Raw genomic sequence first — 21,208 nt, 5'->3', positions numbered from 1 at the left:
GGTATTTATGAAATTAATTCATTTACAATTCATAAAAAGATTACCTTCCATTATGTTTTTTTGTTTTTTCTTATTTGGATTAATTGTTGTTGGTTACTTAATGGTCATCAATAAATTAAATCCCATCGAAAAAATGAATAAATTAGTTCAAATACCTTTTTTAAAAAAGTATTTAATAACAATGAATACGTATGAATTTTCAATGCAATTAAGTATTTTACTTCATGCAGGTTTTCCAATTATTGATGGATTAAAAACGATGCAGAATAATGATAGTAGGACATTCATTAAAGAAAAAGCAGTTGTTTTATATAATCTAATTAAAAATGGAATCTCAATGCAAGAAGCATTGAAAAATGAACGGGCATTTCATAGAGAATTAATATTTGTAATTGAACACGGCATGAATAATAGTACGCTTAATAAAGAACTTGCTGATTATGCTGATTATTTAAAGGATAGTATAGAAGATTATTTTCATCGATCAATAAAAATAATTCAGCCGATTATATTAATTCTGATTTCATCGAGCATTTTATCTTTGTACATTGCCATCTTATTTCCAATGTTTCAATTAATGAACGACTTTTAGGAGGCTTAATTTGTGAACGAAAAAGATTTAACTTTAATTGAAAAAAAAAATCGTAAGTATGCTCGTTTAGCTTTTGAAAAGCTAAACGAGCAAAATGCATTTACCCTTATAGAAATGCTAATTGTTTTATTCATTATTTCACTGCTTTTACTGCTAGTGATACCGAATTTAGGAAAACAGCAGCAGACGATTCAAAAGAAAGGCTGTACTGCATTGCAAAAAATGGTTCAATCGAGTGTTGAAGCGTATAGATTAGACAATGAACAATTACCAGAAAGTTTATCGGTATTAAAGGAACAGGACTATATAACAACTTATAAATGCAATAATAAAGTTGAATTATTGTATGACAAAGCTAACGGAACTGTATCGATACCTTAAAAAAAAGTTAGGTAATTCACTTGGTTTTACATTTATAGAAATGTTATTAGTCCTTTCATTAATAATCATGTTATTAATTTTACCAATAAATCAGGTTAGCAAGATTGAAGCGGAACAAAAGCTAACACTATTTTTACAAATGCTCCAAAATGATATTTTTCTTGCTCAAAGGAATGCAGTATTAATGCAAATCCCAACTAGGATTATCTTTTTTCAAAATAAATACGAAATGCATGATAATTTATTAAATCCCCCAATCATAATTCGAAACTTTGACGAATCTATTTTAATTACTTATCTTACTTTAAAACCTCCGTTAAGATTTAACTCCGACGGAAATATTTCCAGCTCTGGAACAATTTCAATAAAATATAAGAAATCTGAGTACATTATTACTTTTTATTTAGGAAGTGGTCGATTTAAGTATGATCGGAAGTGAAAAAGGGTTTACATTTATCGAGGCTATTATTTCATTAAACTTACTAATTATTTTTTGTATCATAATCGTTCCTTCCATGTCATTATTACTACAAAAAAAATACGAACTAGAGATAAGAAATGTAGCAGAAGACTTATTAACCGACATGGTTCATCTTTATTTTAGTAGCAATGAAGAATTTAAAGAGGATCTATATACAAAGAATGGGAACGAATTTTTAGTGAAGATTCACTCTAATAATGATTCGAACTCGATTTGTGTTAGATGGTCTATTCGAGAGAAAGAAAGTGAAATATGTGAAAAAATTTCAGAATGAAAAAGGATTTACTTTACTTGAAACACTTTTTTCACTTGTGTTATTTTTAATGATTATTTCTATAACGACTTCCAGCATAAAAACTTTTATTAAACGAAATTACAAACATGAATCCGTAAACAGACTAGAATTAGATAATTTTATGAAAGAAGTTCAAAAAGAAGCAAATAAAAGCATCAGTTATTCAGTTCATTCAGATATCCTTTTATTTGAAGAGTTTAAACAAGTTACGGTTAGTTATCGTAAGTATGCAACGATTATTCGGAGACAAAGGCTAGGAGCAGGACATGAAATAGTACTTCAAAATATAAAAGATATAAAGTTTATACAAATTGGCCATAAGCAAATCTTAATAAAAGTAGTTGATTTAAATGGTGGAATTTATGAAAAGACAATTCGGGTATTTACTGATCAAACATAAATCACTTGGTGAAAATGGAGTGTATTTGCCTTACACAATATTTATGATAAATCTTTTAGTAATATTTTTTCTAATACAAATTGATATATTTCATTCCATAAAAACATTTTATTCTTATACAAGCAGTCAAAACAAACTAGATCGAATACATTCTCAAGCAATTTACGATTTAAAGAAGGGAGAAATACCCCTTCAAGCAAATACAATAAAGTATTATAATGATACAAAAACTGTATGGAATAATTCATTCATATCAAATGATGAATATCATGTGATTTTAACTACTAGTAATTCAAAAATAAAAAAGTATGTTGTTCAATTTAAGTATAAAAAAAGCTCAAACCAAATATTGGATTGGATCGACTAAGTTGGAGGATACAATGGAATTAATTTATTTAGTAGGATTTATGGGATGTGGAAAGACAACGGTTGGAAAGGAATTAGCTAAAAGAGTAAATAATAAATTTCTTGATTTAGATGAAGAAATTGTTTCTCAAACAGGTAAAAGCATACCAGATTTGTTTAATGAATTTGGTGAAAGTGGTTTTCGTGATATAGAAACGAAAGTGTTAAAAAGTTTATCATCTAAAAAAATGATTATTTCAACAGGGGGTGGAATCATACTTCGTGATGAAAACATTGGATTTATGAAAGAACGTGGAAAAATAATTTATCTTGAAACGCCAATTGAATTGATTTACGAAAGAATCCACTTAGATTCTAATCGACCAAATGCAGTAAATCGATCGTTAGATGATTTGACACATTTATTTCAAAGTAGAGAATCTCAATATAAAAAAGCGGATTTTAAGATTTCAACGAAAGATTTAACACCAATTGAAATTACGTTGGAAATCATTGACTGTTTAAATTATTCAAAAGGAGGAGATAGTAGAAATAAGTGATAAGAAAGTAAGGTGATTTTTTTGAAAACTAATGATTATGTGAAATATATGACAGAACAATTTATTAATTATATTGACCGGCCAAAAGAGAAACGTGATTCAATAAAACAAGAAAAAGAAGAATTGAAAGCACCGTTATCTACTAGCATGTTTGGAATGCTACCATTGAGTATTGCTTTATACATGAAAAAGATTTCAAATCGAAAAGAAAAAGAAAAAGAAAAGAAAAGTATCTAGTTAATTAGACTGATTTCAAAATAATGAAATCAGTCTTTGTTTTTAGAAAAGGAAAGCTAAAGATTCTTAATCTAATTTACTCATTGTGTTAGGTGAAAGATAAAAAAGTCCACCATTTATACAATCAACATGAATGATTGGCTCGTACAGTTCTTTTAATGCATTAAATTCTACATGATAATTTTCCGGCTTTTCTTCATCATCTTCATAAAATTGATTTAATAAATCTAAATCATGTTGCCATCTATTTCTAGCTTCTTCTGCCCAGACTGTATCTTCTGCTTCAATTTTATTTCGAAGTAATTGCTCCATTCGATTTATTCCACTTATTGGTTTAATCAAAGGAGACATTGAATAGCAAAAATCAGGTATTTTAGAGTTGAAGTGAATTTTTTCAATTTTTGTTTGAAAATCTTCTATAATTTTTCCGGAAATTAAATGGATTCCAAATGAATATAAATAATCCTTTTTATGATCACATGTAAAAGATACTTGATAATTAACGGCTAACCAAGGATGGAGTGCAATCTGTTGTCCTATTGGTACTTTGATGTTTTCATAAAGTCTAATTGATTGTCCAAGTTCATTAACAATTGAGAAAATCTGGTGAAGACGAGGCGAGCCAAAATGAATTTGTTCGCCTTTTATGTCTTCTGGTACATTATCATTATCAGTAATGATCGTTAATTTCATTGGATTGGGTATGCCACCTGTTTTTTCTAAGTAATGCCAATAGAAAGGACGGTTCATTAATTTTTTATCCATGTCGATCGTTAATTGAATTTCTAAATAGGTCGGCATTTTCTTAATGATTTCACAATCATTATGTCGGAAAAAGTATTCGATATATTCATGAATTTCATGTTGCTGCATAACTGTCACCTACTTGTTTATGTTGCTGTAATTGAATAATGGACGTTAAATTTTCCATTTTAATTTTCATTTCGCCTTCAGTTTTAGAGTTAATAAATATTTCATTCATATGTGCTTCAAAATCCTTATAAGGAATTCTAGTCAAGATATCATCTAGTTCACCGATAACGCGTTCGAATAAATGGATTTTTTCATAAAGTAATCTTAATATGTGTTCTTCAATTGAACCGACTGTCGCAAAATTATAGATACTTACATCCTCAGTTTGTCCAAGTCGATGAATACGGCCAATTCTTTGCTCTAATCTCATTGGATTCCAAGGAAGGTCATAATTTATCATGTTTGAACAAAACTGTAAGTTAATACCTTCGCCACCAGCTTCAGTTGCTATTAGCACTTGTACTCGATTTTTAAATAATTCTTTCATCCAGTCTTTCTTACCGCGTTTAAACCCTCCACGAAATGGAACAGATGTAATGCCATTTTGTTTTAAAAACCATTGTAAGTATAACTGTGTAGCACGATATTCTGTAAAAATAATAACTTTATCGTCTATTTTTTTGATCAACTCAACTACTTTATTAGCTTTCGAATTCGATGTAATTTGATTAATTTGATGAAAGACCTTTTCAATATAAGGATCATTTATATTTATATTTTCTTTTTCAAATCTCTGAAGCATTTTTTTCATTGATACATAAACTGCCTCGCGACTACTACATGCTTCTCTTTTAAATGTTAAAAAAGAGAAGGCAGATGTTATTCCTGTATATTGTGATTTTTGCCATTCGTCTATCAAATCATAAAGTTTTTGCTCTTCTTCATTAAAATTAATTAATACTGTTTCTACTTTTCGCTTTGTCCATTCGATACCGGTATCTTGCCTACGATTCCGAACCATTACTTTTCCAATTAATTCTCGTAATAATTCTTCATGCTCTAGTGAGCGGTTCTTAGCAGAAAAATATTCTTCAAAGTTAGTTTTATTACCTAAATGGCCCGGTTTTAATAAAGAAACTAAATGGAAAATTTCTTCAATGTTATTTTGAACTGGTGTAGCAGTAAGTAGCAAACAATATTTCTTTTTAAGATGTTGTACAAACTCATAGTTTTTTGTTTTATTATTTTTAAGTTTATGAGCTTCATCGATAATGACGAGATCATAATTGATACTTAATATTTTTTCGCGATGAGGATCTCTTTTTGCAGTATCGATTGAAGATATAACAACATCACAACTATCCCATACATAATTCTTTTTTTGTTGTGCAATCGCAGGAATATGGAATTTTGTATTCAGTTCAAATGTCCACTGTGATACTAGGGATGCTGGTACTAGTATAAGAACCTTATTAACTAATCCACGAATCATGTATTCTTTTAAAATTAAACCTGCTTCTACTGTTTTACCTAATCCTACTTCGTCAGCTAGTATTGCTTTGCCATTCATTTTTTCAATTACAGTCGTTGCTACTTCTAATTGATGAGGTAGTGGTGTCAAATTTGGTAAATGAGTAGGAGCAATCATACCTGTAAATGAAGGGATTGCTAATTTTGTAGATGTATGGTAAGCGAGTTTATAATTCTCCCAATTTGACCATGGTCCATCATTTTCAAGCTTCTCTAAGAACTCTTCCTGCCATTCTGTATGGAATTTAATCTCAATAGTCATGTAAATCTCACCTATTTCATTTTTATATTGGATAATCATGAACATTATAGTAAAATACTTAGTATAATGTTCGTTATTTTATTTTTAAAAAAATTCACTTTGATATTGCTGAAACTTGTCGTTTAATGTTAGGATAATAGTGTAGAAAAAAGTAAAAATTTATTATTCTTTTATTAAACAAAAAACTCTTATTGTTAAGAAAAAACAGTTAATTATTACAGTTTGATAATATTTTCTTGTTTTCTACTAGTTTTTCCGAAAATATACAAAATATGTAAATTATTTAATGGTTAGCTGGACGAACTATTAATTTAGTTTTCCACCATGCTAGCATGTAGATAAGGGGGAAATGGCTACATGACGACTTTATTACGCACACCATTGTTTGAAGATTACAAAGTATTAGGTGGTAAAACAATTGATTTTGGTGGCTGGGAGCTACCTGTGCAATTTTCGAGCATTAAAGAAGAACACGAGGCTGTTCGTACGGCAGCTGGTTTATTTGATGTTTCTCACATGGGAGAAGTTGAAGTAACTGGTAAAGATAGTCTTAAATATTTACAAAAAATGATGACAAATGATATTTCAAAATTAAATGAAGAAGGCGCATTATATACTGCTATGTGCTATGAAAACGCTGGAACTGTAGACGACTTACTAGTTTATAAGTATAACGATGAACACTATTTATTAGTTGTAAATGCGTCTAATATTGAAAAAGATTTCGAATGGTTACTTTCACATGTTGAAGGTGATGTAAAAGTAGTAAATAAAAGTAATGAAGTTGCACAATTAGCATTACAAGGGCCTAAGTCTGCTGCAATTTTACAACGTCTTACTGAGACGAACGTTTCAGATATTAAGTATTTTACGTTTAAAGATAATGTAATAATCGGTGATTTAAATGTTTTAGTTTCACGTACTGGTTACACTGGTGAAGATGGGTATGAGCTATACTTAGCTGCTGAAGATGCGTCTAAGCTATGGACTTTACTTTTAGAAGCAGGTAAGGAAGACGGATTAAAACCATGTGGTTTAGGTGCTCGCGATACACTTCGATTCGAAGCAGCTCTTGCACTATATGGTCAAGAACTAACTAAAGACATTACTCCATTAGAAGCTGGTATCGGCTTTGCAGTTAAATTAAATAAAGAAGAAGATTTCTTCGGTAAAGAAGTTCTGAAAAATCAAAAAGAGCAAGGTGTACCTCGTAAACTTGTTGGAATCGAAATGATTGATAAAGGAATTCCAAGAACTCACTACCCTGTATATGTAAATGGGGAATTAATTGGTGAAGTAACAAGTGGAACGCAATCTCCAACATTAAAGAAAAATATTGGACTTGCATTAATTAAATCTGAATTTTCAGCTTTAGGTACTGAACTTGAAGTTGAAATTCGAAATAAAAAATTAAAAGCAGTAGTAGTTTCAAAACCATTTTACAAAAGAGAAAAGAAGTAACTAGGGGGAGAAAGGGGATAACCTTAATGCATCGTTATTTACCAATGACAGAGCAAGATCGTCAAGAGATGTTAAAAGTTGTAGGTGTATCAACAGTTGATGAATTATTTAATGATATTCCTGAAAATGTTCGATTTAATGGATTATTAAATATTAAAAAAGCAAAATCTGAATCTGATTTATTAAAAGAATTAAGTGAATTAGCTAATAAAAATGCCAATTTAAGAGAGTATGTATCTTTCTTAGGAGCGGGTGTTTATGATCATTATTTACCAACTGTTGTAGATCATGTCATTTCACGTTCAGAGTTCTATACAGCTTATACGCCATATCAACCTGAGATTTCTCAAGGTGAGCTTCAAGCAATATTTGAATTCCAAACAATGATTTGTGAATTAACAGGTATGGATGTGGCAAACTCGTCAATGTATGACGGTGGTACTTCTTTAGCAGAAGCAACTACTTTAGCAGCAGGTCACAATGGTAAAAAACGTATTTTAGTATCAAAAGGTGTTCATCCACAATCACGTGAAGTTATCTTATCTTATGCAAAAGGTCAACACTTAGAGGTTGTTGAAATTGGCATTAAAGATGGAAGAACTGATATCGAAGAATTAAAAAATGAAATGAATGACAATGTAGCATGTGTTGTAGTTCAATATCCTAACTTCTACGGACAAGTAGAAGAATTAGCTGAAATCGAGCCAATTGCACATACTGGTAAAAGTTTATTCGTTGTTTCAAGTAATCCATTAGCATTAGCAGCTTTAACTCCTCCAGGAGAATTCGGAGCGGATATAGTTGCAGGTGATGCTCAAACATTTGGTATTCCAACTCAATTTGGTGGACCTCACTGTGGATACTTCGCTACAACATCTAAATTAATGCGTAAAATGCCAGGTCGTTTAGTAGGGCAAACTGTTGATGGAGAAGGTCGTCGCGGATTTGTATTAACACTTCAAGCTCGCGAGCAACATATCCGTCGTGATAAAGCGACTTCAAATATTTGTTCTAACCAAGCACTAAATGCATTAGCAGCTTCTGTTGCAATGACAGCTCTTGGTAAAAATGGTGCTGTAGAAATGGCAATGCAAAACATTTCTCGTACTCAATATATGAAGAAAAAATTAATTGAAAACGGTATCTCAGTAGTATACCAAGGTGCTGCATTCAACGAACTTGTAATTGACGTAAAACAAGACGTATCTGAAGTCAATAAACAATTATTTACTAAGAAAATTATCGGTGGTTATGACTTAGCAAAAGTTGAACCTACTATGGCAAATCATATGTTAATCGCAGTAACTGAATTACGTTCTAAACAACATATTGATACATTTGTAGAAGAATTAGCATTATTAGTAGACGGAAAGGGGATTCAACATGCTGAAGGATCAACCGTTAGTTTTTGAGATAAGTAAAGAAGGTCGTATTGCATATAGTCTTCCTACAATGGATGTTGAAGAAATTGATATTAATGAAGTGATTCCAAGTGCGTATATCCGTAAAGAAAAAGCTGAATTACCAGAGGTTTCTGAATTAGATTTAATGCGCCATTATACAGCGTTATCTAAACGTAATCATGGTTTAGATTCAGGATTCTATCCACTTGGATCATGTACGATGAAATACAATCCAAAAATCAATGAAGCTGTAGCACGTTTCGCAGGTTTTGCGCATGTTCATCCACTTCAAGATGAATATACAGTGCAAGGTGCTCTTGAATTAATGCATGAGCTTCAACAAGAATTAAAAGAAATTACTGGTATGGATGAAGTAACATTACAACCAGCTGCAGGTGCACATGGTGAGTGGACTGGATTAATGATTATCCGTGCTTATCACGAAAGCCGCGGTGACTTCAACCGTACTAAAGTAATTGTACCTGACTCTGCTCACGGTACAAACCCAGCATCAGCAACTGTTGCAGGATTCGAAACAATCACAGTTAAATCAAATGAAAAAGGTTTAGTTGACTTAGATGATTTACGTCGTGTAGTTGATGAAAATGTTGCAGCTTTAATGCTTACAAATCCTAATACATTAGGTCTTTTTGAAGAAGATATTTATGAAATTTCTGAAATTATCCACGCTGCTGGTGGTAAAGTTTACTATGATGGAGCAAACTTAAATGCTGTATTAAGTAAAGCACGCCCAGGAGACATGGGATTTGACGTAGTTCACTTAAATCTTCACAAAACATTTACTGGTCCTCACGGTGGAGGCGGTCCTGGTTCTGGTCCTGTTGGAGTTAAAGCAGATTTAATTCCATACTTACCGGCACCAATCGTTGAGAAGGTTGGAGATGAGTACGTATTAAATTCAGATCGTCCAGAAACAATTGGTCGAGTTAAACCTTTCTTCGGAAACTTTGGAATTAATGTTAGAGCATATACTTATATTCGTTCAATGGGCCCTGAAGGATTAAAACAAGTAACTGAAGATGCAGTATTAAATGCTAACTACATGATGCGTCGTTTAGAGCCACATTTCGATCTACCATTCGATCGTCATTGTAAGCATGAATTCGTTTTAAGTGGTAAACGTCAAAAGAAATTAGGCGTACGTACATTAGATATCGCAAAACGTCTATTAGACTTTGGTTACCACCCACCAACAATTTACTTCCCATTAAACGTGGAAGAGTGTATCATGATTGAACCAACTGAAACAGAATCAAAAGAAACTTTAGATGAGTTCATCGATGCAATGATTACAATTGCTAAAGAAGCCGAGGAAAATCCTGAAATCGTACAAGAGGCTCCACATACAACTGTTGTAAGTCGTCTTGATGAAACTTTAGCAGCTCGTAAACCTGTTTTACGCTATAACAAAGCGTGAGTAAGAAGTTCCCTTTTATAAGGGAACTTTTTTATGTTCGTAACTTTAGAGAATGAATAATGGATGTAAGTAAAAAGAACTGAAATTTGTCGGACACAAGGATCATTTATTAATCTACTCTTTTAATACGACCGTCAAAAGGTTGAATCAAAGGCTGAGTATGATCCTCCACATAATTCTCTAAGGCATCCAAATCTGTTAGGCCCGCCACTTTATTTTTACCCGCTTTAAGAACGGAGAAATTGTCACCGCCATTTGTAAGGAGCTATTTGTTGTGACAGTATAATTAGTTTGTGGATTGATTTTGCTACCATCTGTTCGCATAATATTAATTACTTTATGCCCAGATTCTTTCGTATCATCCTAAGTATATTTTAAGCCAGAAATTTGTAGCATTCGAACGTTTCGGTTATCCTGCCATTGCTGATTAAGCAGTTTTCGAATTTGTTTACCTGTAAAAGTCATCTTAACAGGTTTAAGATTAAATGGTTGGATTGTGACCAATTCATCGTTGTTAAATACAACAAAAAAAAGGCAGTTGCAGCATCTGTATGTAGCGTAATCGTATTAGGTATCAGTTTGAGGGTCTGCATATGATCAAAGGGTACATAAAACAGAAGGGGATGGACTTGGTTTATCAATTACTACTATATCTTCTTTTAGTACAGAAAATGAATACACAAATTCACTTTACTACTAGAGCAATAAAAGTATGAGCTCCCTATTTTTGTAATCTCCTTTCCCTAAAGATTTCTAAAAATAGTGAGTTTTTTTGGGGGGATATCTACTCTTTTAACATATTTTTGAGATAGCAATTCAAATTTTTATGAAAATATTTTTATGTGGATTTTTATACATAATTATTGAGCATAGCTAATGGAACAAAAGTACATTGCGAGATAATCAGGAAGTAAAAACAGGAAACTTTTATAAGCCAGCTGTGTGATTGTTCAAGTATTTCCTTTATCCTACCTTTTTTCGTCTGCACTACCATCTACCTATTATTTTCTATGTTTCCTATGATCAGTCTTTTTCACTAGAGTGAATAAATACCCATTACTAAGCTAAATTCTTTTTGTGAAATACTATATTTTCCCAAGAAACTTTTCAAATGGTGTTGATTTTTTCTCATATTAGGAGGATAATTGTAGCATTATTTTAACTGAAAATTAACTTAATTAGGGGTAATAAAAATGAAAATCGTAAAATTTGGTGGGTCTTCATTAGCCACTTCTGAACAAATTGAAAAAGTATTTCAGATTGTTACATCAGATGTTGAACGTAAAATTATCGTTGTGTCTGCACCAGGTAAAAGATTTCCAGAGGATATAAAAGTTACCGATTTACTAATTAAATGCGCACAACTTGCTCTACAGGAAAAGGATTACTCAGAAGAATTCAATCAAATTATTCAAAGATATTCCGAAATTGCAAACGGATTAGGGTTATCTGCGGATATTATGAATGAAATTTCACTAGGAATCGAACTTTCGATAAGCAGTAATAAGGATGTTCCAGCAAGATATATGGATGCTGTTATGGCTTGTGGAGAAGATAATTGTGCTAAATTAGTAGCTTCGTATTTTCAGTTAAAAGAATTTGAGGCAAATTACATTAATCCAAAAGAAGCAGGTTTATACGTCACAAATGAACCAGGACATGCTCAAGTTATTCAGAAAAGCTATGAGAACTTACTTGAATTGAGAAAAAGAACAGGGATACTAGTTTTTCCAGGATTTTTTGGATATTCAGAAGATGGACATATCGTTACATTCTCTCGTAGTGGCTCAGATATTACTGGATCTGTTGTTGCCAATGGAGTGAAAGCTAGTTTATATGAAAATTTCACTGATGTAGATGCAGTTTTTTCAGTAAATCCTACGATTATTCATAATCCAAAGGAAATTAAAGAACTAACTTATCGTGAAATGAGAGAATTATCGTATGCAGGTTTTAACGTATTTCACGATGAAGCATTGATTCCTGCCTTCCAAGCTGGTATTCCAGTAAACATTAAAAATACGAATAATCCTACAGCCCCAGGTACACGAATTGTTAAGGAACGTACTTTATCAAACGGTCCTTTAATTGGTATCGCAAGTGATAATGGGTTTTGTAGTATTTATATAAGTAAGTATTTAATGAATAGGGAAATTGGATTTGGACGTAAATTATTGCAAATACTTGAGGACTATCAAATTTCATATGAGCACCAGCCAAGTGGAATAGACGATATTTCAATCATAATTCGCCAAAGTCAATTATCAGAGGAATTAGAGTTTGAAATTATTAAACGAATCCAAGATGAATTAGACGCGGACCATGTCGTAGTTGAAAGGAACCTTGCTTTGATTATGTTAGTAGGTGAGGGGATGCGTCATAATGTTGGAACTACTGCAAGAGCAAGTAAAGCGCTAGCAAATGCGGGGATTAATATTGAAATGATTAACCAAGGTTCTTCAGAAGTAAGTATGATGTTTGGAGTAAAATCATGTGATGAGAAAAAAGCAGTTCAAGTTATTTATGAAGAATTCTTTGCAAAAGTGTCATCTAACTAAAATAGTAAAATATAGATGAATAGAATAAACATCTAACGTTATTCCAAAAAAATGGAATACATAAGGAGTATACGAATATGACGGATAAAGAAATACAATTACTTCAGTGTATTGAACAAAACGGACGCTTAAGTAATGATGTTTTAGCAAAAATGATTGGAGCTACAGTAGAAGAGGTAGCAAATATATTAACTAAATTTGAAAACGATCGTGTTATTCTGCAATATATTACGCTTATAGATTGGGGTAAAGTGCCAGTTCAAGAAAGCATTACTGCTATGATTGATGTTAAAGTAGCACCAAAACGTGGGGTTGGATTTGATGAGATTGCAGAAAAAATCTATTTATACCCAGAAGTAAAATCAGTTTATTTAATGTCAGGAACATATGATTTATCAGTTGTAGTTGAAGGAAAGACAATGACATCAATCGCTTCATTTGTATCTCAAAAACTATCAACTTTAGAATCAATTTTATCAACAACTACCCATTTTATTTTAAAACGTTATAAACATGACAGTATTGTATACGGTCAAAAACAAAGTGATAAGCGTATGGTGATTACACCATGAGTAAATTTAATTTATCAAATACAGTAACTTCACTACAACCATCAGGGATTCGTAAGTTTTTTGATTTAGCGGCTAGTATGGATAATGTCATTTCACTTGGGGTAGGTGAGCCTGACTTTGTCACGCCTTGGAATGTAAGAGAAGCAAGTATTTATTCATTAGAGACTGGGCATACGGCCTACACTTCAAATGCTGGACTACTAGAATTGCGAGAAGAAGTTAGTCGTTATTTTGCAAAGAAATTTGATGTGCATTATAGTCCAGATGAAGAATTAATTATAACAGTAGGGGCAAGCCAAGGGATTGATATTGCATTAAGAACAATTTTAAATCCAGGTGACGAAGTAATCGTCATTGATCCATGCTTTGTATCATATGCGCCTCTAGTATCACTTGCAGGTGGTGTTCCAGTTCATTTAGCGACGACTGGAGAAGAAGAGTTTAAAATTAATCTTCAAGCGTTAAAAAAGAAAATTACACCGAAAACAAAGGCGATCTTACTTTGTAATCCTAATAATCCAACTGGTACTTTACTAGAAAAAGAATTATTAGAAGATTTAGCGGTATTTGTTAAAAAACATAATTTATTAGTCATTTCGGATGAAATTTATGCTGAGCTTGTTTATGATGGCGAATATACTAGTTTTGCAAATATTGATGGAATGAGAGAACATACGATATTAATCTCTGGATTTTCTAAAACATTTGCAATGACAGGTTGGAGACTTGGGATTGTTGCGGCACCTTCGGACATTATTTCCCATATGCTTAAGGTTCATCAATATGCAATTATGTGTGCACCAACCATGTCACAGCATGCAGCGGTTGAGGCACTTCGAAATGGAGATCATGATGTAGAATCAATGAGACGAAGCTATATGCAACGTCGTAATTACCTTGTTCAATCACTACAAGAAATTGGATTATCATGTCATCTTCCAGGTGGAGCATTTTATGTATTCCCGTCAATACAAAATACAGGATTAACATCAGAGGAGTTCGCTGAACAATTATTATTAAAAGAAAGAGTAGCGGTCGTCCCGGGAAATGTTTTTGGAGATTGTGGTGAAGGATATGTTCGATGTTCTTATGCAACTTCATTAAATCAATTAATTGAAGCTACAAAAAGAATTAATCGCTTTTTACAAACACTTCCGACATACAAACCAACAAATTTTATGAAGGTTGAAAGTAAATAAACTTAAAATAAAGCTCTTGTTATCCGATTTTAGGAAACAAGAGCTTTTATTTTGTGGAAGTAAGTAATTGTTTTGTTTGGGCATCACGTATTCTTTCAGTAAAAATTGAAGTAATTAAAGGATCAAATCCTAATGGTTCACATAATATCCAGTTATTTTGCATTGCTAGAGGTAGTGTTATTTGTTTATCCTTTATTTCATTCATAAGAGTTCCTGAAAAAAATAAGTAAGGTACAATAATGACTTGATTATTTTGTTCGTTCATTAATTGATTCCAAGCTTCATGGATAGTTGGCTTTGAAACAGCCATAAATGCTGGGAGAACAGGGTGATTTATATTAAGCTCAAGTAAATTAACAATTGAATTAAAATCTTTAAATGTTAACGGATCACTACTTCCTCGTCCTACTAACATAATTTTGGTTGGTTTAATTAAATACTTAACTTTTTCTTTAATGCGTTTTTTAATTAATTCAATCATATTTTGGTGTATGCCAATTGGCTCAGCTATATTTATATTAATGTCTGGATATACTTCTTGAAATTTTGCGATTTCCAAAGGGATATCTACTTTAGCATGATTTGCAGAAAGGAGTAAAACCGGCAATACAGTTACCGATTTTGCTCCTTTACGCAAACAATTCTCTAATCCTACTGTAATTGATGGTTCTGCGAGTTCGATGAAACTAATTTCTTGTACTTTGCAATCAATTTCATTTTGAACTTTTTTAACAAATTGTATGGCAGAATGGACAGCCGATTTTACACGGCTTCCATGACACACATATAAGATTGCCTCCATTGTAAAGCACCTCATTTCATGTTAGGTGAGAATTTAAAGGCTAGAATAATTAATGTTTTTATGGTCAGCTATTGAGTTATACTTCGTTTCAAACCATTGTAATTGATGATGTAAGCAAACGACTTCTCCTACAATAATCATACTAGGATTTGTTATTTTTTCTTTTTCAACGTCTAATAAGACATTTTTTAAGGTACTAATGACAGTTCGCTGTTGTTCAGTAGTACCGTAATGAATTAGTGCAACAGGGGTATCTTGATGTTTTCCATTTGAAATTAGTTGATGACGAATATATGGTAAATTATTAACACCCATATAAATTGCTAGAGTATCGATACCTTTTGCTAAAGCTGCCCATTTAACAGTATCCTCTTCTTTGCAATGCCCTGTTACAAAAGCAAATGAACTACTGTAATCACGATGGGTGACAGGTATACCAGCATAAGCTGGAGCTGCTATACCTGAAGTAATACCAGGAACGATTTCAAAGGAAACACCACGTTCAACAAGATAAGCTGCTTCTTCACCGCCGCGGCCAAAAATGAATGGGTCTCCTCCTTTTAATCGAACAACGTTTTTTCCTTTTTTGGCATATTTCACTAAGAAGGCATTTATTGTTTCTTGCTTTAATGCATGGTAGTTTGGTAGTTTACCAGCGTATATTAACTCGACGGTTTCTTTTGCATAATCTAGTAGTTCCTTATTGACTAATCGGTCATATATAATCACATCTGCATTTTGGATGCACTTTAGTCCTTTTACAGTAATTAGATCAACATCCCCTGGCCCAGCACCAACTAAATAAACTTCTCCAATCATTCCACACACCTCATCATTATCGTTTACTTAAAACTTCTAAATCTAAAACAAATCCACCACTTTGGCTAACTTTCTTTTTTTCATACATTAGTAAATCTTTAACGTCTGGTTTTTTAACATAAAACTTCTCAAGTTCTGTATCAACTAGCTTAAATGCTTTTTCATCATTACTTGCTAGAATAACAATAGGAACGACACGGCTTTGGATTGTTGCTTCAAATCGATATAAAAACATATGTCACCGACTTTCTTTAAGATGCTTTAACAGTATCAAGAATAGATGTTAAATGATTTTGTAATTCTTCAATTCCAACTCTTGATACATAATCTAAATAAGGTTCAGAAGGTAGTTTATGTTGACTAAAGTGCTGCAAGAATTTTTCTAAGACTAGATGAAGGGCAGGGGATTCAACCTTTCCTTTTAATTTTTCGTTTAATTTACCACCGTTCGCTAATGTGCCACCTACGTAAATTTCAAAAGCTTCTACTAATTCTTTTTTCTCATTACGAGCTTTGATCCCTTGAAGACCTATATCAGCGATTGCTCTTTGACCACAAGAGTTAGGGCAACCAACCATATGAATTCTGACAGGTACATCTAAAGAAATTTTTTCATCTAAATATGATGCTGTTTCCTTCATACGAGCTTTAGTTTCCACTAATGCTAAGTTGCAATATTCATTTCCAGTACAAGCAACAGAGTAGCCAATGAATTTTGGAGGTACTGGTGTGAATTTTTCAAGTAATGGCTCTTTTAATAATTCTTCAATATTTGCTGTTGGGATATTTGGCAAAATTAAATTTTGTGAATTACAATTACGTATTTCACCATTACCATATTTTTTTACAATTCTAGCTAACTCAAAAACTTCCTTAGAATGTAATCGTCCAACAGGTATGCTTAATCCTACATAATTTAGACCCTCTTGCTTTTGCGGGTGAACTCCGTAAAAATAACCTGCATTCCATGACTCTTCAAAGCCTGTTCCTTTCGTTAATAGCTTACCTGTATATCCCTCTAAAACTTCTTTAAACTTTTCAACTCCCCAATCAGCAACTAAAAACTTTAAACGGGAGTGATGGCGTTTTTCACGATAGCCAAAATCTCTAAAGATTGTTGTAACGGCGATTGAAACTTCTTTTACTTGATGTGGTAGGACGAATACATCAAGTTCTTTAGCTAAATGCGGTGCGGCAGATAGTCCACCACCAACTTTTACATGGAAACCTGAAGTTTCTTTACCGTCAATTTCTTTAATTGCCGGAACAAATGAAATACAGTTAATTTCTGCATTGGATGCATTACTCTTATTTGTACTAATCGACATTTTATATTTTCTAGGTAGATTAGAGAAATCTTCATTAAACTGAAAGAATTCATAAATTTCTTTCACAATTGGTGTAGTATCGAATAATTCATTTGGATCGATTCCAGCAAGTGGATTTCCAACAATATTACGAGTTATATCCCCACATGCACCTGCACTAGATAGGCCAACTTTCTCCAAACGTGTGAAAATATCTGGGATTTGTTCAATTGTTAACCAATGGAATTGGATCGCTTGACGAGTTGTAATATCATATACATCTCGACCATAATCACGAGCAATTTCTGCTAATGTAATAAGCTGATCATGTGTTAAAATGCCAGATGGAACATTCACACGCATCATAAAATATCCAGCTTCTTTTGGTTTTTGTAAATAGCATCCAGCCCACTTAAATAAATCCCATTGATCCTTAGGAATCGATTCAAAACCATTTTTAGCATAGTGGGGGATGTCATCATAAATTTTAAGTCCATCTTTAACGAGTTTCTTTTTTTCAGTTTCATTTAATTTAAGATTGTCTTTCCATACTTTTTCAAATGCCATCGAACATCACCTTACCCAATATAATTTTTACTCTTTAAAAATTGAAGTACTGTTTCAACACATTCTTGAATTGAAAGTTTATCTGTATTTAATGTGATTTCTGGATTTAATGGAGCTTCATACGGAGAACTGATGCCCGTAAAGTTTTGAATTTCACCATTTTTTGCTTTTTTATAAAGGCCTTTCGGGTCTCTGCTTTCACATGTCTCAACAGAGCATTCGACATAAACTTCAATAAATTCATCTTGCCCGACTAATGACCGCACTATATTTCGATCAGCTATAAAAGGGGAGATAAAGGCAGTTAATACAATCTGCCCATTATCTACAAAGAGCTTTGCTACTTCACCAATTCGGCGTATGTTTTCAGTTCTGTCATGATCAGTGAAGCCAAGATCTTTGTTTAACCCGTGACGAATATTATCACCATCTAAGACGTACTGTTGAACATTCAGGTTGAACAATGCTTTTGCTATCTCATTAGCAATAGTCGATTTACCTGAAGCCGATAAACCTGTAAACCATAAAATAGCGCTGTGGTGATTGTTTTTGAGACGACGATCTTGTTTTGTAATACTTGCTTGATGCCAAACAATATTTTTAGACATTTAAAATTTCTCCTATTCTACTGAAATCGATTGGGGTTCTTTCAAGCCCTCTATTAATACTTCAACAACTGCTTTCCTACTAAAAGCTGAAGGAGGAACATCACCGTTTTTCAGCATTTCACGAACCTTTGTACCGGATAAGGTTACATGGTGCTCGCTACCATGCGGACAAGTTTTTGTTGAAGCCATATTCTCACACTTTGAGCAGTAAAAACTATTTTCAAAGAATAGGAGGGTGATTCCTAATTCATCTTGTGAAAAATTTTGAAAGATTTTTTGTGCATCATAAGTTCCATAATAATTACCTACACCAGCATGATCGCGACCGACAATAAAGTGAGTGCAACCATAATTTTTTCGAACAATCGAATGGAACACAGCTTCTCTTGGACCTGCATAACGCATTGCAGCAGGAAAAACAGCTAAAAATACGCGGTCAGTAGGGTAATAGTTCTGAAGTAATACTTTATAGCTTTTCATGCGTATTTCCGCAGGAATATCATCCGATTTTGTCTCGCCCACTAATGGGTTTAAAAACAAGCCATCTACAATTTCAAGTGCAGTTTTTTGAATATACTCGTGGGCACGATGAACTGGATTACGAGTTTGAAAGCCAACAATTTTTTTCCAATTTAATGACGCAAATTTTTCTCTCGTTTCTTTTGGGCTTAAATAATGCTCAGTGAACCTAGTGTGATTAATTTGTTTAATAACAGTTACTTCTCCACCTAAATAAACATCACCACGAGAATACATTTTCGCAACCCCAGGGTGGTTTGTGTCAGTAGTTCCATAAACAAACTGTGCTTCTAGTAATTTATTAGGTGTATAAATATCTTCAATCGTTAACAATGCATACACATTATTTTCCCAAGTAAGTTTCACTACTTCACCTAGTTTTAGTTTACTTGCTAATTGACCATTAACGGGAAGGGTAATTGGAATACTCCAGACTGTTCCATTTTTTAATCTCATTGTGCTTACGACTTGCTCATAATCATCTTTACTTAAAAATCCAGTTAACGGACTATATGCGCCATTTCCAATTAACTCGAGATCACTTAAAGCAATTGAATCTAAAGGGATTTCTTTCAGACCTTCTTTAACAGCTACTTCTGGATAAAATCGATTAATTAAGACTCCACCATGTGGGGTTAAACTCATTTCTAAACACTCCTTATATTTTCCTAATTTAATAGTTAGTAAGAATAAAGTTTTATTTTTTAGCATCTAATAAGACAACTAGTCATGTAAACCGCATTCTGTTTTAGTTGTTCCTGACCAACGTCCAGAACGACTATCTGAAGCGTTTGAAGCAGGCAATGTACAAACCTCACAACCAATGCTCGGATAACCTATATCATGTAATGGATTATATGGAAGATTTTTGTAATATACATATCGCCAAACTTCCTTCCAAGTCCAGTGAATTAAGGGACAAACTTTAATAGAATTGAACTTATGATCTAGATTAAGAAATTCTGTTTTTTGCCTAGAAGGTGATTGTTCCCTTCTTAAACCAGAAATCCAAGCTGGAGCACCCTTTAGAGCTTCTTGAAGTGGTAGGATTTTGCGGATATTACAGCACTTATTCGGTTCACGCTTCCATAACTCATCTCCGTGAATGCTAGCTTGTTCTTCTAAAGTCAGACTTGGTGTTTTCTTTTCAATCTGTAAGCGTGGATATTTTGCTTGGACACGGTCTATTAATTCATAGGTTTCCTTAAAATGTAGACCGGTCTCTAAAAATACAATCTTTGCATCAGGTTTAACTTTTGAAATTAAATCAATTAGTAAGATTCCCTCAACCCCAAAGCTACAAGCATAAATTAGCTCATCACCATAGGTTTTGTAAGACCACTCGAGTACTTCAAGAGCACCTTTTGTTTCATTATCAATCGCAAAGTTAGGAATATTTTTCTCGTTCCAATTTTCAAACCTCATTTTCTTTCCTCCAATAGACTAAAGAAAGTAGAGCGGAAACAGATCTTTTTCAAAAGAACATTTATTTCCATTCAAGTTATCCTAAAAAGAAAAAGGCAGCCCAAATCTACAGTTTCGTAGACTTGAGCTGCCTCTAGTTTTTCTAGTCAGCAGGAACACATTTTTACTTTAATCGTATTTTTTCTTGCTTTTCTACTTGAATAATTCTCCCATCTTGAACGACTAATGTGATTGTTCCAAATTTTAAACCACTAAGTAACGATTCCACGACCTCAATGATGGGTTTTAAGTCGTTGGCTTGGCTCATGGGCTTCCTCCTAGATATTAATTACAACTAAGTCTATCAGAATTGTATGAATTGTCAATTTGAAAAATGATAATTTATTAAAAAAAATTTTTTTCTTAATTTTTTACTGAGTGAATGGAAAGGCAGGGAGTAATAGGCGGGACCTTTTACTATATTTAAAAACAACTCGTCTCTTTGAATATCTGGTTATTTACATGTCTATTATTAAATAAAAGTTATTTTTAAAAATCATTATTATAATTAATTCATTTAACTAATAATAATGGTTAAAGGATTGGATTTTAATATTGGCACTGTTAATATTAATTGTTGATTTCAGTTAAATTCGAGACTAATTGAAATGGAAGGTGCGAAGACTCCTATGGGAAATGCGGGAAACTTGAGACA

Annotated in this window: 25 protein-coding genes; 14 read left to right on the top strand and 11 right to left on the bottom strand. The window is 32.8% G+C overall.

What is annotated here, in order from left to right; all coding sequences use genetic code 11:
• The 8 genes from COC46_RS16165 to COC46_RS16135 all read left to right on the top strand — a co-directional run.
• Nucleotides 1–592: type II secretion system F family protein (locus COC46_RS16165; RefSeq protein ID WP_141550926.1), on the top strand; the 592-nt coding region annotated here is incomplete at its 5' end.
• 12 nt (nt 593–604) lie between these two features.
• Nucleotides 605–973, top strand: a complete 369-nt coding sequence (gene comGC / locus COC46_RS16160; protein ID WP_255294936.1) for a competence type IV pilus major pilin ComGC — start codon at nt 605–607, stop codon at nt 971–973.
• Nucleotides 939–1,412 carry a competence type IV pilus minor pilin ComGD gene (gene comGD, locus COC46_RS16155; protein WP_098810907.1) on the top strand — a complete coding sequence of 158 codons (474 nt, stop codon included), beginning with the start codon at nt 939–941 and terminating at the stop codon, nt 1,410–1,412. Before comGC ends, comGD begins: the two co-directional genes overlap by 35 nt.
• Nucleotides 1,399–1,728 (top strand): pilus assembly FimT family protein, encoded by a 330-nt coding sequence (locus tag COC46_RS22315; RefSeq protein ID WP_176545193.1) that lies wholly within the window; start codon nt 1,399–1,401, stop codon nt 1,726–1,728. The genes comGD and COC46_RS22315 overlap by 14 nt, the downstream gene beginning before the upstream one ends.
• Nucleotides 1,709–2,149, top strand: a complete 441-nt coding sequence (gene comGF / locus COC46_RS16150; RefSeq protein ID WP_176545192.1) for a competence type IV pilus minor pilin ComGF — start codon at nt 1,709–1,711, stop codon at nt 2,147–2,149. The genes COC46_RS22315 and comGF overlap by 20 nt, the downstream gene beginning before the upstream one ends.
• Nucleotides 2,112–2,516 carry a hypothetical protein gene (locus COC46_RS22310; protein WP_098810904.1) on the top strand — a complete coding sequence of 135 codons (405 nt, stop codon included), beginning with the start codon at nt 2,112–2,114 and terminating at the stop codon, nt 2,514–2,516. Before comGF ends, COC46_RS22310 begins: the two co-directional genes overlap by 38 nt.
• A gap of 13 nt (nt 2,517–2,529) precedes the next feature.
• On the top strand, nt 2,530–3,054 hold the full coding sequence (locus COC46_RS16140; protein WP_176545191.1) for a shikimate kinase: 525 nt from the start codon (nt 2,530–2,532) through the stop codon (nt 3,052–3,054).
• 21 nt (nt 3,055–3,075) lie between these two features.
• A complete protein-coding gene (locus COC46_RS16135) occupies nt 3,076–3,291 on the top strand; it encodes a YqzE family protein (protein WP_098810914.1) in 216 nt (71 codons plus the stop codon).
• A gap of 66 nt (nt 3,292–3,357) precedes the next feature.
• Here COC46_RS16135 and COC46_RS16130 read toward each other — a convergent pair whose 3' ends face one another.
• Together COC46_RS16130 and COC46_RS16125 are read right to left on the bottom strand one after the other, a co-directional pair.
• The gene (locus COC46_RS16130) at nt 3,358–4,164 is read right to left on the bottom strand and encodes a YqhG family protein (protein WP_098810901.1); all 807 of its coding nucleotides are present in this window, start codon (nt 4,162–4,164) and stop codon (nt 3,358–3,360) included.
• A complete protein-coding gene (locus COC46_RS16125) occupies nt 4,151–5,836 on the bottom strand; it encodes a DEAD/DEAH box helicase (protein ID WP_098810899.1) in 1,686 nt (561 codons plus the stop codon). The genes COC46_RS16130 and COC46_RS16125 overlap by 14 nt, the downstream gene beginning before the upstream one ends.
• Nucleotides 5,837–6,193: 357 nt before the next feature.
• Here COC46_RS16125 and gcvT point away from each other — a divergent pair, with 357 nt between their 5' ends.
• The 3 genes from gcvT to gcvPB are packed head-to-tail and all read left to right on the top strand — an operon-like array spanning nt 6,194 to nt 10,138.
• Nucleotides 6,194–7,297, top strand: a complete 1,104-nt coding sequence (gene gcvT / locus COC46_RS16120; protein WP_098810897.1) for a glycine cleavage system aminomethyltransferase GcvT — start codon at nt 6,194–6,196, stop codon at nt 7,295–7,297.
• A 26-nt stretch (nt 7,298–7,323) separates the two neighbouring features.
• Nucleotides 7,324–8,709 carry an aminomethyl-transferring glycine dehydrogenase subunit GcvPA gene (gene gcvPA / locus COC46_RS16115; RefSeq protein WP_255294935.1) on the top strand — a complete coding sequence of 462 codons (1,386 nt, stop codon included), beginning with the start codon at nt 7,324–7,326 and terminating at the stop codon, nt 8,707–8,709.
• Nucleotides 8,681–10,138, top strand: coding sequence for an aminomethyl-transferring glycine dehydrogenase subunit GcvPB (gene gcvPB, locus COC46_RS16110; RefSeq protein ID WP_098810895.1), 1,458 nt, complete (start codon nt 8,681–8,683; stop codon nt 10,136–10,138). The genes gcvPA and gcvPB overlap by 29 nt, the downstream gene beginning before the upstream one ends.
• Nucleotides 10,139–10,501: 363 nt before the next feature.
• On the opposite strand, the gene COC46_RS16105 is transcribed toward gcvPB, so the two are convergent.
• Entirely contained in the window at nt 10,502–10,603 is a 102-nt protein-coding gene (locus tag COC46_RS16105; protein ID WP_255294937.1) for a 5'-nucleotidase C-terminal domain-containing protein, read from the bottom strand.
• A 728-nt stretch (nt 10,604–11,331) separates the two neighbouring features.
• Here COC46_RS16105 and COC46_RS16100 point away from each other — a divergent pair.
• The 3 genes from COC46_RS16100 to COC46_RS16090 all read left to right on the top strand — a co-directional run bounded on the left by COC46_RS16100 (nt 11,332) and on the right by COC46_RS16090 (nt 14,467).
• Nucleotides 11,332–12,696: an aspartate kinase gene (locus COC46_RS16100; RefSeq protein ID WP_098810891.1), complete on the top strand. Its 1,365-nt coding sequence runs from the start codon at nt 11,332–11,334 to the stop codon at nt 12,694–12,696.
• Between the two features lie 77 nt (nt 12,697–12,773).
• Nucleotides 12,774–13,268 carry an Lrp/AsnC family transcriptional regulator gene (locus tag COC46_RS16095; RefSeq protein WP_098810889.1) on the top strand — a complete coding sequence of 165 codons (495 nt, stop codon included), beginning with the start codon at nt 12,774–12,776 and terminating at the stop codon, nt 13,266–13,268.
• Nucleotides 13,265–14,467, top strand: a complete 1,203-nt coding sequence (locus COC46_RS16090; protein WP_098810887.1) for an aminotransferase — start codon at nt 13,265–13,267, stop codon at nt 14,465–14,467. Before COC46_RS16095 ends, COC46_RS16090 begins: the two co-directional genes overlap by 4 nt.
• 46 nt (nt 14,468–14,513) lie before the next feature.
• On the opposite strand, the gene COC46_RS16085 is transcribed toward COC46_RS16090, so the two are convergent.
• The 8 genes from COC46_RS16085 to COC46_RS16050 all read right to left on the bottom strand — a co-directional run bounded on the left by COC46_RS16085 (nt 14,514) and on the right by COC46_RS16050 (nt 20,821).
• Nucleotides 14,514–15,269 carry a sirohydrochlorin chelatase gene (locus COC46_RS16085; RefSeq protein WP_176545190.1) on the bottom strand — a complete coding sequence of 252 codons (756 nt, stop codon included), beginning with the start codon at nt 15,267–15,269 and terminating at the stop codon, nt 14,514–14,516.
• A gap of 33 nt (nt 15,270–15,302) precedes the next feature.
• Nucleotides 15,303–16,088 (bottom strand): uroporphyrinogen-III C-methyltransferase, encoded by a 786-nt coding sequence (gene cobA, locus COC46_RS16080; RefSeq protein WP_141550925.1) that lies wholly within the window; start codon nt 16,086–16,088, stop codon nt 15,303–15,305.
• Between the two features lie 16 nt (nt 16,089–16,104).
• Nucleotides 16,105–16,323 (bottom strand): DUF3906 family protein, encoded by a 219-nt coding sequence (locus COC46_RS16075; protein WP_098810883.1) that lies wholly within the window; start codon nt 16,321–16,323, stop codon nt 16,105–16,107.
• A 16-nt stretch (nt 16,324–16,339) separates the two neighbouring features.
• Entirely contained in the window at nt 16,340–17,962 is a 1,623-nt protein-coding gene (locus tag COC46_RS16070) for a nitrite/sulfite reductase (RefSeq protein ID WP_098810881.1), read from the bottom strand.
• Between the two features lie 11 nt (nt 17,963–17,973).
• Nucleotides 17,974–18,570, bottom strand: coding sequence for an adenylyl-sulfate kinase (gene cysC / locus COC46_RS16065; protein WP_098810879.1), 597 nt, complete (start codon nt 18,568–18,570; stop codon nt 17,974–17,976).
• Nucleotides 18,571–18,582: 12 nt separating this feature from the next.
• Nucleotides 18,583–19,734 (bottom strand): sulfate adenylyltransferase, encoded by a 1,152-nt coding sequence (sat, locus tag COC46_RS16060; RefSeq protein ID WP_098810876.1) that lies wholly within the window; start codon nt 19,732–19,734, stop codon nt 18,583–18,585.
• Between the two features lie 78 nt (nt 19,735–19,812).
• On the bottom strand, nt 19,813–20,514 hold the full coding sequence (locus COC46_RS16055; RefSeq protein WP_098810874.1) for a phosphoadenylyl-sulfate reductase: 702 nt from the start codon (nt 20,512–20,514) through the stop codon (nt 19,813–19,815).
• A gap of 163 nt (nt 20,515–20,677) precedes the next feature.
• A complete protein-coding gene (locus COC46_RS16050; protein ID WP_098120057.1) occupies nt 20,678–20,821 on the bottom strand; it encodes a YezD family protein in 144 nt (47 codons plus the stop codon).
• Between the last annotated feature and the right edge of the window lie 387 nt (nt 20,822–21,208).

The sequence above is a fragment of the Bacillus sp. AFS041924 genome (assembly GCF_002577195.1).
Classification (GTDB): domain Bacteria; phylum Bacillota; class Bacilli; order Bacillales; family Bacillaceae_G; genus Gottfriedia.
The sequence above is the reverse complement of the archived record's forward strand: the minus strand, read 5'-3'. Positions and strand labels throughout refer to the sequence as shown.